14 protein-coding genes are annotated in these 13,384 nt (G+C 31.9%); 5 read left to right on the forward strand and 9 right to left on the reverse strand.

Annotation, left to right across the window (positions count from 1 at the left end; translation table 11 throughout):
• Positions 1-2: 2 nt before the first annotated feature.
• Both RV15_RS13800 and RV15_RS13805 read left to right on the forward strand, forming a co-directional pair.
• On the forward strand, positions 3-1,391 hold the full coding sequence (locus RV15_RS13800) for a PTS transporter subunit EIIC (protein WP_071878604.1): 1,389 nt from the start codon (positions 3-5) through the stop codon (positions 1,389-1,391).
• Positions 1,392-1,903: 512 nt separating this feature from the next.
• Positions 1,904-4,372, forward strand: coding sequence for an ATP-binding protein (locus tag RV15_RS13805; RefSeq protein ID WP_071878605.1), 2,469 nt, complete (start codon positions 1,904-1,906; stop codon positions 4,370-4,372).
• A gap of 131 nt (positions 4,373-4,503) precedes the next feature.
• Here the strand turns inward: RV15_RS13805 and RV15_RS13810 are convergent, their stop codons facing one another.
• Complete coding sequence (locus RV15_RS13810) at positions 4,504-5,724, reverse strand: PLP-dependent aminotransferase family protein (RefSeq protein WP_071878606.1); 1,221 nt, start codon at positions 5,722-5,724, stop codon at positions 4,504-4,506.
• Between the two features lie 91 nt (positions 5,725-5,815).
• Here RV15_RS13810 and RV15_RS13815 point away from each other — a divergent pair, with 91 nt between their 5' ends.
• On the forward strand, positions 5,816-6,706 hold the full coding sequence (locus RV15_RS13815) for a tyrosine-type recombinase/integrase (RefSeq protein ID WP_071878607.1): 891 nt from the start codon (positions 5,816-5,818) through the stop codon (positions 6,704-6,706).
• A 722-nt stretch (positions 6,707-7,428) separates the two neighbouring features.
• On the opposite strand, the gene RV15_RS19000 is transcribed toward RV15_RS13815, so the two are convergent.
• The 7 genes from RV15_RS19000 to rlmH all read right to left on the reverse strand — a co-directional run bounded on the left by RV15_RS19000 (position 7,429) and on the right by rlmH (position 10,434).
• Complete coding sequence (locus tag RV15_RS19000) at positions 7,429-7,560, reverse strand: DUF960 family protein (RefSeq protein ID WP_245791382.1); 132 nt, start codon at positions 7,558-7,560, stop codon at positions 7,429-7,431.
• A gap of 371 nt (positions 7,561-7,931) precedes the next feature.
• On the reverse strand, positions 7,932-8,075 hold the full coding sequence (locus RV15_RS18770; RefSeq protein WP_157804692.1) for a hypothetical protein: 144 nt from the start codon (positions 8,073-8,075) through the stop codon (positions 7,932-7,934).
• Between the two features lie 63 nt (positions 8,076-8,138).
• A complete protein-coding gene (locus RV15_RS18775) occupies positions 8,139-8,312 on the reverse strand; it encodes a hypothetical protein (protein WP_167364107.1) in 174 nt (57 codons plus the stop codon).
• 15 nt (positions 8,313-8,327) lie between these two features.
• Positions 8,328-8,795: a hypothetical protein gene (locus RV15_RS13825; RefSeq protein WP_071878608.1), complete on the reverse strand. Its 468-nt coding sequence runs from the start codon at positions 8,793-8,795 to the stop codon at positions 8,328-8,330.
• A gap of 61 nt (positions 8,796-8,856) precedes the next feature.
• On the reverse strand, positions 8,857-9,297 hold the full coding sequence (locus tag RV15_RS13830) for a hypothetical protein (RefSeq protein ID WP_071878609.1): 441 nt from the start codon (positions 9,295-9,297) through the stop codon (positions 8,857-8,859).
• Between the two features lie 179 nt (positions 9,298-9,476).
• On the reverse strand, positions 9,477-9,905 hold the full coding sequence (locus RV15_RS13835) for a hypothetical protein (protein ID WP_245791383.1): 429 nt from the start codon (positions 9,903-9,905) through the stop codon (positions 9,477-9,479).
• Positions 9,906-9,954: 49 nt separating this feature from the next.
• Positions 9,955-10,434 carry a 23S rRNA (pseudouridine(1915)-N(3))-methyltransferase RlmH gene (rlmH, locus tag RV15_RS13840; RefSeq protein ID WP_025871947.1) on the reverse strand — a complete coding sequence of 160 codons (480 nt, stop codon included), beginning with the start codon at positions 10,432-10,434 and terminating at the stop codon, positions 9,955-9,957.
• Between the two features lie 423 nt (positions 10,435-10,857).
• Between rlmH and RV15_RS13845 the strand changes: the two genes are divergently transcribed.
• Together RV15_RS13845 and RV15_RS13850 are read left to right on the forward strand one after the other, a co-directional pair.
• Positions 10,858-12,177, forward strand: a complete 1,320-nt coding sequence (locus RV15_RS13845; protein WP_071878611.1) for a S1C family serine protease — start codon at positions 10,858-10,860, stop codon at positions 12,175-12,177.
• A gap of 156 nt (positions 12,178-12,333) precedes the next feature.
• Complete coding sequence (locus tag RV15_RS13850; protein ID WP_071878612.1) at positions 12,334-12,618, forward strand: hypothetical protein; 285 nt, start codon at positions 12,334-12,336, stop codon at positions 12,616-12,618.
• Positions 12,619-12,707: 89 nt separating this feature from the next.
• Here the strand turns inward: RV15_RS13850 and lepB are convergent, their stop codons facing one another.
• Positions 12,708-13,376: a signal peptidase I gene (gene lepB / locus RV15_RS13855; protein WP_083429191.1), complete on the reverse strand. Its 669-nt coding sequence runs from the start codon at positions 13,374-13,376 to the stop codon at positions 12,708-12,710.
• Positions 13,377-13,384 lie beyond the last annotated feature (8 nt).

Consider the following 13,384-nt stretch of genomic DNA (forward strand, 5'->3'; position numbering starts at 1 on the left):
GAATGAATAACAAAGATATCGCAATACAAATTTTAGAACTAGTTGGCGGAAATGAAAATGTTCAATCGGTGACACACTGTGCGACGAGACTTAGAATTATCGTTAATGATAAAGATAAAATTGATATTAAGGGCGTAGAAAATATTGATAAAGTAAAGGGTAGTTTCTTCAATTCAGGTCAATATCAAGTCATTTTAGGTACAGGGTTAGTGAACAAGGTATACGACGAGTTCATTCCGCTGATCGACGGTTCTAGGAGAAACATTTCTGAGGATTCTACAGTGAAACAAAAGATAACTTTCCAGCGAGCAATCAGAATATTTGGGGACGTTTTTGTTCCAATTATTCCAGTTTTGGTAGCTACTGGTTTATTTATGGGACTGCGAGGATTGTTCACACAAGAAGCAGTTTTAGGTGTCATCGGACTCACGCCAGATGACATCCCACAACAATTTCTGATGTTCACTCAGATTTTAACGGATACGGCGTTTGCTTTTTTACCTGCCTTAGTAGCTTGGTCTACTTTTAGAATATTTGGTGGAACACCCATTCTAGGGATTGTTTTAGGATTAATGCTGGTAAGTTCAGTACTGCCAAATGCGTATGAAGTAGGACAGCAAACAGCCAAACCACTAGTATTTTTGGGATTTATCAAAGTTGTTGGTTATCAAGGTTCGGTATTACCTGCCTTTGTAACTGGAATTTTAGGCTCTAAAATTGAACTATTCTTGAGAAAACGAATTCCTGATTCATTAGATTTAATTTTGACACCATTCTTAACACTATTAACTGGCCTTACGCTTGCACTGTTTATTATTGGACCTATTTTTCATGAAGTGGAAATAGGTGTTTTACACGGAGTAGAGTTTCTATTAAATCTTCCTCTTGGAATTGGCGGCTTAATCTACGGTAGTTTTGGACAATTGTTGGGAATTTTTGGTATTCATCATGTTCTTAACTTTTTAGAGATTAGTATGTTGGGACAAGATGGTTGGAATTACTTAAATCCAATTGGTACCTGTGGAAACATCGCACAAGCAGGGGCAGTATTAGCAGTTGCTATGAAATCTACTTCGCCTAAGATGAAGCAAATTGCCTATCCATCCGCCCTATCAGCAACTCTAGGAATTACTGAACCAGCAGTTTTTGGCGTTACGTTGCGTTTAGTTAAGCCATTTATCATGTCGATGATCGGTGGAGGCGTTGGTGGATTTCTAGCTTCTATTTTTAAATTGAGAGCTAGCGGTATGGCTCTTACAGGAATTCCAGGGACATTGTTGTATCTTAATGAGCAATTACCACTTTACATTTTAGTTAATCTTGTAGCATTTGGAGTATCTTTTGGATTAACTTGGACGATTGGCTATCAAAAGAATCAAGAACTAGGATAATAATAATTAAGTTTCTTGCTAAGTATAAAAAGTAACTATAGCTAAAATACCTTCAAAACTTCATCTTTAGTTTTGAAGGTATTTTTTATCACACTAGGTACTTTTAGATATAAAAAAAGACCAACTATTATTTAGAATAATTGATCTTCATACAGATTAAAGAGAACAACTAAAAAAATATCCCTACTTATGATACGGTTCTGCGTATCGGAAGGGGATGATATTGGGAGAAGTCTATCATAATGAAGAATTTTGCGAATCTAATATAGGCTAGTATCATCATATCTAATATTTTAATTGATTATAAACTCATCAATGATGACATGAAAATCATTGATCTTCTCTCGATATGAGGTTTCGACAAGCTAGCTTATATAACTTTAAACCCTCTCTTTTGAGAAAATCACTTGTGATACTTCTCTGAGTGTCCTAAGTGAATGGATATCCCCTCAAATCTATACTGATTTAAAACCTCCAAATAATACGCAATTATTTGGAGGTTTTCCCTTTTAATGAAAAGAAAAGTAAGCTCAATATTTCATTCAATTTCCAAACCAGTAAAAGTCCTTCTTTTTCTTATACTGGTAGTAACTTTGATATATCTTATATATATTTTTAAAGAATCAGGTATAAAAGGGATTCTTAACACACCAAAAACATTATATACCATGATAATTACTGCTATTTTAACTTTATTAGGATGCTACGAAGCAGTCGTTTTGTTGATTAATCGTAACTATATCGAAATCAACCCAAAATCTCCTATAAATCTTGTATTTGTTGATCGGACAAATGAATTAACAAGGATTATTAATTGGTTAAACGAGAAAAGAAATATCAATATTTATGGGCAAAGTGGTATTGGAAAAACTTATCTAGCAAAGCAATTAGTATCGATACTTAACAACTCTGATAAATTAGAGGATAACTACAAAAACTTAACTCCAAACAACGATATTCTAGCATTTTATATTTCTGCAAGTTTTGAACGAGATTTAGAGGAACTAGTCATAGAAGAAGTAAATAAATCCGCTAAAGAAGATATCCACACTGTTTCCGACGTTTTAAGCCTCTTCATGAAAATTGGAACGCAGAATATTATTTTTGTTATTGATAGCCTTAGAAGCGATGCTGAACAGAGACGGAAAATTGAACTGCTGTTAAAAGAATTGGAAATGAATAAAACGAGATTTGTCATTATTTCAGAGGAGCCTTTGCATCCAACACAAGTTACTGCTACCAATTTTTTTATAGGAGACAGGTATTTTACAGCAATAGAAATCAAAGAAATAATGAAAAAATTATCTTGTGCTGAAACGGATATTGATGCAGATGCAATTCTGAATGTTAGCTCAGGATTACCCGTAATTATTGATTTAGTTATACAAAATATTCAGTCAGAAAGAGATTTAGCAGACAAGAATTGTTATTTATTTAGCCTTCTGGAATCATTATTATATGAAGAAGAATCACAATATTATTTATTTCGTGAATTAATTGTTCGTTGTATTTTTAATTATTCCTCTGATATTCATGATCTTACATTCAATAAATCAGATCTAAACCGATTACGTGAAAAGCATCTTATCAATGATAGTTTTAATAATAATAAAGTAACTATTCATAAAGTAATCGAACATGGATTTCATTACGTATTTGATTGTCGTGATAAAGAGACTTATCGAAAAATACATAAAAAAGAATTCGAAAAATATAAAAATACGGATAGTAACCGCGCATTATCGCATTTACTATGCTCAGATGTTGAGACAATAAATAAAGAAAGCGAATTTGTCATAAATACGTACGAACGTCTTTTGAAGTTTGATTCATATGATAGATTATTAAATAATTTTCAGCTTTTTGATAGCCTGTCTAATAAGTCAGCTATTAATCAGCAATTAGCTACTTACTTTACGTATGGGAATCTTTTTAGTTTAATGGGAATCGGCCAATACTCAGCTGCTGACGATTTCTTTAATGAATTGACGGTTGATTACGGAACACTTCATGTGAATCAGGCAATTACTGATATGGACTATCGTTTTTTATTAAAGAGAGCGGATCTTTCTCATTTAGTTAATCAATTCGACACCGCACTTGAAGATCTTGAACTACTTGTAAATAACATTAAAAATAGTACTTTATCAGAAGAAATCAAAGAAGAATACCACTTAGAATACAAGTTATTAATAGCACATATTGAAGGTCATAAAGGTGAAAATATCCAAGCTGTAACAAGAAATTACTTTAAATTACTGAATACAGTTGAAAAAAATTATGCTAAAAATCCTCTCCAATTTGCTACGATTTACGTCAAATCAATTTACGGCTTAATCTGTTCACATATGGTGTTGCACTCTGATTCAAAGCAGTTTTCTTATACGAAGTATTTTAACTTGATTAATAGTGTACTCAATCAAAATACCAACGAATTAGAACATTTATATCATCGTGTAAATCGTCACTATTCAATGTATTTGAGACAGAAAAAAGAGTTTCCTCAGAGTGAGACTGTTTTAAAGGAGTCTATTGAATATTTTAAAGAACACAGTCATCGGATTATTTATGATTTTTATTTTTCATTAGCTGATTTGTTTAGAGAACAGGAGAAGTTTGATGACGCAATAGATTATTATGCTCGAGCAGAAAACTATGCAGAAGATATTTCTGATATCAACTTGTACATTTATTGTAGATTGGGAACAATTTTATCTCTCGCTCAAAATGAAGAAAACAAAAATCAAACAATAGAATATGTTGAAGAACTAAAAAAACTTCTTAAAAAATCTGTTGATACTAAAATGTATATTCATCAACTTCATATCAAATTGGTTCTTTATGCTCTGGTAAATCAGCAGGAGGCTCAATTAAATGTATTGGAACAACTAGCTTTTAGAGGTCTAAACTTTGAAAAAAAATTAATAGAAAAAGAATGGTCTATCAAAAATTTGAATAGCTTACATTTAATTGTTAGGTAAAGAAGGAAACTATGAAGTAATGGTTTTGAATAAATAAAATCCCGTGAAGTAGTCATAGTTATAACAGCTACATGGGATTTTAAAATTTTGAGCTTATCTGTACGAAAAAATATATTTTAGCATTTATTATTTTAAAAGCAATAATGAATAGATTTTTTCTGAATTAATAATTGAAGCTGAGCAGCTATTTCTTTGTCTGTTTTTGAATTTTGTTTTATTTTTAATAGAGTTAAAACGTTAGCAACTCTAGATAAATCTGTTTCATCATAACCATAACGAGTAATTTCTTGTGTACCAATTCTAATACCACTATGACGATAAATTTTTTTCATCCGTTTATTTAGCGTAACACAGTGGAAAGTAGCATTATTGTAGAAAGTATCAATAGATTCAGGATCAACGTAGAAATGAATCTGATGTGTTTTAGAGTAAGAGTTCCCTTTTTTTAGTAGTTCAAAATGAGGTTCTAATAAATCCGTTAATAATTGAGTATTTTTGATCATTTGAGTCATATATTCCTTACCGTGGACTTGAAATTCAATCAATGTATAAATTAAACTTAATATTTGATGCATTTGAACATTTCGTATATAGACTGGGTTAATTTTAGTATCAATTTTTTGAGCAAAAGAAACATTTTTTGCCATTACTAAACCGCAACTTGGTCCAGGAATAGTTTTATGGGTTGCTCCTAATAAAATAATTTTATTTTCTTCTGGCATGCTCAGTAAAGGATTTTGTTGGGGATCATAAGCAATTAGCCCTAATGTCTGTGTTGCGTCATAAATTAAAATAGTGTCTTGTAATTCAAGTTGTGCAATTTTTGGTGGATATTGTACATCAGAAAGACCAATAATGATACCTGCAATTTGTTCATTCTGTATCTTTTGATTGATTTTAGAATAATCAAAATCAAATAATTCATAGTCATAGGGAAGAAAATCTACATCTAATCCTAATCGTTTACAAATAGAAGGAATTGAGCCATGACCTCCAACATCATCGTCACTTATTAATATTTTATCACCTGTTTTGAAAGCACTCATCAATACAGTCGTTAAGGCATTCATTCCTGTTAATGTTCGTCCGTCTGTATAATCAGCGCCATATAATTCTTTACCTAATTTTGAAAGTAATTCATAGTAATCAAATAATAAACTACTTTCCATAAAATTATGTTCCATTTGTAAATCTAGAGTTCCCCCCATAATGTATCGTTCCTGTATAGAAGATGATAATGGCAGTTTTGAAAAATTAGACATCACATTTTCGGCTGCACACAAGGGTAAGGTGTTTTTGTCGTAAGTTGCATAGTTTTTATTTAACTGTTCTAAAATTTTCAAGTTTTCCACTTTAAAACCTCCAAATAATTGCGTATTATTAGTAGTTTTATTATATCATATATGTTGTAAAAAAATAACAACTTTTTAATAAGGAGAACCTATGAAACACTATATCAATAGATTTATTATTTATAAAAAAATGCAAAACCTTTCGCCTAAAACAATTCACGCATATACAACTGATTTAAATCAACTTACGAATCACTATGATCCAACTAATGGTACTATTGATGATTGTTTTGATAATTATACTGACTTTTTAATTCAAACAAACAACTATAAGTCCAACACTAAAAAAAGAAAATTGATTACAATAAAAATGTTTTGGAATTTTTTAACTGAAAAAGAGAATTTACAGCTCACGGCTTTACCTACTATGGCTATACGTAAAGAAAAAAAATTGCCAAAAACACTAAGTGTGCTCGAACTCCGTCGATTAACTAGTAGCGTTAATGACTATCAGCCATCATCTAGTAAAAAAAAACGAGATCACTTAAGAGATAAAGCAATCATCGAGATAATGATTAATTTAGGTCTGCGAATTAGCGAAATCAGTAATATCAATTTGAGTGACTATAATAATGGCGATTTAATTATTCATGGCAAAAATAACAAAGAGAGAATACTTTTTTTAACCACTGATATATCAAAACAAATAATCAATGATTATTTAGTTTGTCGCAAAGAGTATACCCCTCCCCCCAATGAAGATTCTTTCTTCTTAAATAAATATGGTAATCGCTTATCTATCTTTGGAATTTCAAATATCTACAAAAAATATAGATATTTATCTCAAATTAATTCTTTGTCTACGCCTCACTATTTACGTCATAGTTTTGCAACACAATTATTAAACAATGGTGCAAACTTAAGAGATATTCAAGAACTTCTAGGACATTCAAATATCTCTACAACTGAAATTTATACAAATGTTTCTTCTACGCGTAAGCAGAAAGTCCTTACTCTCTATGGTTTTAGAAACAACTCATAAAAAAATTAGGGTAATTAGAAACAATCAATTACCCTAATTTCTATTTCAATAATTTAAAATTTCTAAACGAATTTACTTCACATCAGATAAGCATTTATTAAGACTAAAGTATTCTTTTGATTTTTTTACGCCAACACATTTAAGCTATTAGCAAGCTTACTGCTTGCCACTTGATTAACACTCTTACGATAAAACACTTTTTTATTAAGTTTTCGATAGTTTAACAATTACATCTTTAAAAGAACTATTATCAGCAAAATCTGTTTCTAATTGCTCCAAAATATTTTTAGATGAACTTTTTTTATTTCAATAATATTCTCCTGTATAGTTTTTTTAATTTCTTCTTTTTCCAAATGTGATTCCACAATAGTTAGTCTTTCGTTAGAGATTCACAACTTTCCTAGTTAAAACTTTATTATTCATTATTAACCAGAAAGTCTAGTACCTTTTTATTTTAAAGTTTACTCATATTCAATATAAACTTTACTTAAACAATTATTTTCTAAAAATGAAATTATCGTTTTGACTACTTCCTCTAAGTCTATTTTCATTGAACTTTGACTAACCTTATGAATGTCAAAACATTTTAATTAATTAATAGTTAGCGAAATATTATTTATCAACCACGTTGAGTCATCATGCCATCCTTCATGATCGAAGTATTGTCGATGAATCACTTCAACTGCTTGGCGTTGGTTATCTGGATTGAACTCAAAGATTTGTTAGTAGTCTAATTCTGGTTCTGCTTCGCTTCTTTTTTTGTCGATTAATTGCCAGCAATAGAGTTGGATTTCTTTTGGTACTTGTTCATTCACTCCTCTCGTGATGTAACGATTTTCTTTGTTATCAAACATTTTATTTCCCTCCTTGAAACACAAAAATAGACCAACCACCATTTAAGATGATTGATCTTCGTAGATATAATATATAGTTATTTTTTGATAAAATACAATTAGTTATTAGTAACTTGATTAAATATTTTGGGTTAAGAAAACATGTTGACGTAAAAATCTTCCTCATAATATCATCGAAAAACAGCTAAGTAAATCTTGTAGACCCCTGCGTTCTTCAAAATGATTATTAATTTCTTAGGTAAAATTTTCTTGAATACTCCCAATAATATATGATGTTTGGTTCAACACATATGCCATACCGTATGACAGAATTTTGGTCACTTGAAAAAAACAACTCTTCTATAGAATTTATCTAATGATTCAAATAGATATTACTTCACATATTTTTCATCATATTTTGAATAATCAGGTTGTTTCTCTCTGTTCATTGCATAGCGTAAATAAGGTTCTTTAGTATTAGGAATAATCATAATAGCAATGGTATCATCTTTTTTTTCTGGGAAAATAATATGCACTCTCCCTACTCTCCCTATTTCCATTTCAAAATATTTTTTGCCCTCAGTCGTACCTGAAGTGATTTAATTGACTTCTAGCTTCACATCATTTACGGTGATTGTCATTTCTGAAATTTCACCAGAGTCATTTTGTACGTGCCAAGTTCCTTTAATACTCTCAGAATTTTTACATGAAACGAGTAAGAAAAAAGTGATTACGTTTAATAATATCACGTAAAACATTTGTTTATTATTCATCATTTCCTTCCTCTTCTACTTTTCTCCCTCTATTTCTTGTTTTACTTCTTCATACCATGACATAAAGATGTCAGAACTATGAAGGTCATCAGTATTAGAATACATAGGATCATACTTGTATTTAGCTTTCAAACTATTTTCATGCACATCATAGTACAATTTGAATTGTGTCGATACTGGTTGTTCATATTTCTTGCAAACTTCTTCTATTTTTTGTAAGTCTTCAGTCCCTATTCGCAGAACAGCCCATTTTCTATCGGAAGATATATCATATTCTTTTTCCCCTTCAATTATTGCAGAATTGACTTTATTCATGGTTACAATTTGACCATGGATTTGAAAGAATAAATTAAAGGAATACCCCCCATTTTCAATAGAACCATATAAGTAAATTTTTTCTGCTCGATCTTCAATAAATTCTTTAGCGATATCAACCATATCTGCTTGCCATTCCATAAATTCATCTTCAAATGTTTTTGTCATTACATTACTCCTATGCCTAATTCACATTTTCTTCTTGATAATATTTCCGATATTTATTATGTTAATTATAGTATTTCTGTTTTAGATGTTCTACCTTCTTGATATCAGTTCCGTACACCATTGTTCTGTAAAACATTCTTCCATCATCGGAATATGGTAGCTCTTCCTGATCAAACTTAATGTTCATTTTATTCAGTTCTTTAGCTAATACTTCTGAGGTATTCTTGTTCTCTGTAGCAGAAATACAATGGGTTCTAGCCCAATTACTTTTCTCTAATTTTGCAGCTAAGTAGCCAACTAGTTCTTTCTCAGTATTAAACTGTTTTTCTGGATATACCTGACCTCTTTCAGAATAAAATAGTTCAAGTTGTGAACCAACTCTTCTTACTCCATATCCTTCTGGATTTGTATTTTCACTCAGGTGAATTCCAAACTGATTAAACCCACCATCATCTAACCATTGAAAAAACTCTTTTATTGTTACTGGATAATCTGTACTCAACCATACCACACTCCTTTACATCTATAATTATAATATAAATTTATTTTTTAATAGAGAAGTATTCCTCTCTATCAAATAGGCTAGTTGAACCTATGATCCAACTAGCCTATTTACACATGTATTAGCTAATTCTATTTTTAACTTTAATAAAAAATACAGTCATCTATATTTACCAAACTTCAAAAAAATGAAACCGGTAACGAGGAGATTGGCAGATTCATATATTTTCTCTCTTCATCATCCAATCCTCTATACCAATACAGATCCGTAAGTAGTATTTCAGAAAAAATCTCTGTGATCTCTATTTCAATTTCACCTATACTATAAATTAGTTTGATCTTTTTTTCTTCCTTACTTTCTAAAGCTAAAAAGGTTTTACCATTAAGAACAGAGAAATCATCAGTACATTGAAGTTCATTCTCCCAGTCATGCCAATTCAAAATATTTCTAACAGTTATAACTAATTTTTGTTCACCGTTAGATACAAAGACACCTTTCTCATTATTATTTTCTAAAAAGCAATATACTCCATCAAGCTTAATTATGAGTACATGATTTTTAAATAAAGCATCTGTGATAGTCATATCGTGAAACGAAATATATTCCATCGTCTTGTATATCCGTTTATCCATTAGTCATCCTTTCCAAAAAATATCCCTACTTATGATACGGTTCTCCCCGCATAATCCGAAATCCTCGATAGATCTGCTCCACCAAAACCAGCCGCATCAACTGATGTGGATACGTCAACTTTCCAAATGACATCTGTTGCTGACTTCTTTTCAACACCTCATCACTTAAACCAAGCGAACCACCGATCACAAATGCCAACTGACTTTTACCATTAATTCCTAATTGCTCGATTTCTTTAGAAAATTCCTCACTACTAAATTGTTTCCCATTGATCGCCAGCACAAAGACATGATCCTGATCTGAAATTTTCGCTAAAATGCGTTCGCCTTCTTTACCTTTGACCTGAAGCATCTCTGCTTCACTTAAATTCTCTGGTGCTTTTTCATCTGCTACTTCAATAATCTCAACTTTTGCATAACTTTGCAGGCGTTTTAAATATTCATTGATTCCTTGCACTAAATATTTTTCTTTCAACTTCCCCACAGTAATGATTTTTATTTTCATTGATTTCACGTCTCTTCCTGTTTGATTCTTTCACTTGTTAACAATTTTATCATGAATGTTTTGAGTCTTCCACATACTTTCCCACAAAGTTATACACATATGCACAGACTTATCCACAACTTTACACTGAATTATCCTTTATTTCATAGTATTTTGAGATACAAACACATATTCCCATTTATTTATCCACATTATCCACATTTTGTGGATAACTTTTTCACAGGAGTTTTCCTCTGTTTTTCAAAAGTTCTTCACACTTTATTGTGTATAAGTATTCCAGTAATAATCTTTTTTCATTATTTGTATCTGTTTTTCTCCCTAACTTGTTCATAAAAAATTCAAAGCTATTCGGTAGACTAAAGGTGTCTTGAAAGACTATACTAAATATAACAAATAATGATAATTAAATAGGAGGTTGCTTGTATGCAAAAAAAAGATGTTACACCTAATTCAGATAAAAAGCAAAATGGCTTATTCAAAAAATTGGGGATTGGTTTAGTTGGAGGGTTACTCGGAGGAGCGCTAGCTTTTGGTGGTGCTTATGCGATCATGGGTCAAAACGCTCCTTCATCTAATTCATCCACAACAACTAGTACAGTAAAAGATAACAAGGGCGATACAAAAGTCACTAATGTTAGTTTAGATGTCAATAGTGATGTCACAAAGGCAGTTGATAAAGTAAAAGATTCAGTCGTTTCAGTGATCAACTTGCAAAGTCCAAGTCAAAATAGTGATGCTAGCGGTTTTGGCAGTATCTTTGGTGGAAATGAAGGGAATGACTCTAATAACGCTGAGTCTGATGGTAGTGACTTACAAGCTACTAGTGAAGGTAGTGGCGTTATCTACAAGAAAGATGGTAAAACAGCTTATGTGGTCACAAATAATCACGTAGTAGACCAAGCGAAAGGTTTAGAAGTTGTTTTGCATGATGGAACTAAAGTCGAAGGTGAATTGGTTGGAACAGATTCTTATACTGACCTTGCTGTAATCAAGATTTCTGCTGACAAAGTTGATTCAATTGCTGAATTTGGTAATTCTGATAACTTGAAAATCGGCGAACCCGCTTTAGCGATCGGTTCTCCATTAGGTTCAGCTTATGCTAACTCAGTAACTCAAGGGATCATTTCTTCACTAAATAGAAATATCCAAAATGAAAACAACGGTCAAGCAATCAATATCAATGCGATCCAAACAGATGCAGCGATCAACCCTGGTAACTCAGGAGGTCCTTTAGTCAACATCGAAGGGCAAGTAATCGGAATCAACTCTGTTAAAATCGTTCAATCTGAAAGCCAAGTCAGTGTTGAAGGAATGGGCTTTGCAATTCCAAGTAACGATGTCGTTAATATTATCAACCAATTAGAAAAAGAAGGAAAAGTAACTCGTCCAGCCTTGGGAATCACAATGGAAGAATTAACAAATGTCTCCACACAACAAAGAAAAGAAATCTTGAAACTTCCTGAAACTGTACAAATGGGCGTCCTTGTTCGTTCTGTTCAAACAGCAACACCTGCTGACAAAGCCGGCCTTGAAAGATACGATGTCATCACTAAAATTGATGATAAAGACATCGACTCTGTAACTGACTTACAAAGTGCTCTTTACAAGAAAAAAGTGGGCGATAAAATGAAAGTGACATTCTACCGTGATGGAAAAGAACAAAGTGTGGATGTAGAATTAACCATCGATCAATCTGCACTTAAACAAAACTCATCTAACTCCAATAACTCACAAAATCCATAAATTCAGTGATTAAAAAACTAGGTTGCTTACTTTTCAGTTAGAAGAGAAAAGTACAGCCTAGTTTTTTTGGCTCTAACGATACACCTTTATCTGAGCAATAAATTCAATAATATTATAAAATAGAGACATACAAAGCGTTAGAAAGAGGGACTTACTATGGCTCATACGTTACGTGAAGAATGGGATAAATTATTTGGTAAAAAACATGATTTAGCCGCACTAAAAAAAGCAACACATGATAAGCATGGAAATTTTGTTACCGATGAGGGCGTAAATACTGACGTTTTAGGTCACAGCTCTGTCGACGAACTAAATGCCATGATGTCTGCTGATTGGGATACCTTTTTAAATGACAGTACCTTATTTACCGCATTAGAGGAAGCAGAACAAAATAAAGTCCGTAGTAGTGGCCCCAGTTTTGCTGACTATAACGGCGATTAAAGTTAGCAAATTGTCCCCTACATTCAAAAAAAAGAAAGCAGAGCGAAAATCATTTTCAAGATTTTCGCTCTGCTTTTTTGCTTCTACTATTAAAATTGAAAACTCACAATACCGATTATCTCTGATTTTTTTATTGTTCCATAATCGCGACTATCTGTAGAATATAACCGATTATCACCCAATACAAAGTAACGGTCTGCTGGCAATTCGGTTGTACCCATCAATCCAAACAGCGTAAAGTCTTTGGTATACAAAAAATCACTATTAGCAGCAGACGTCTTTTCAGCAGCAAGATATGGTTCACTTCGTTCTACACCATTAATATATAACTGATCCTCTTTATACTCGACATTTTCACTAGGTAATCCAATCACTCGCTTCATTTCAATCGTTCGAGCATTTTCTCTCTTGATCAAAAGAATATCTTGCCTTTGAATGCGAGCATTTTTGTCAATGAACACGTACTCGCCCATTTTCAAGGTGGGACTCATTGCATAACTATTTACTTTAGCAAAACTAAAAAAGAAAAGCGACTGTAAATAAAGTAATACGAGCAATAATGTTACTGCTAACATAAGCTCTTTCGCTAAACGGACACGCTTTTGCTTCTTTATTAGCTTTTTATGTCTGATTTTCTGCTGTTTCTGTTTTTTGGAAGAACTCGTCATTTTCTTTCTATTTACAGAAACTGGTTTAGAGCCTCGACCATTTGACTGTTCTTTTTTGAGTGACGTTTTTGTTTGTTTATTTTTACTCATATGTCACG

Origin of the sequence: Enterococcus silesiacus, assembly GCF_001886225.1 — a bacterium.
Classification (GTDB): Bacteria; Bacillota; Bacilli; order Lactobacillales; family Enterococcaceae; genus Enterococcus_L; species Enterococcus_L silesiacus.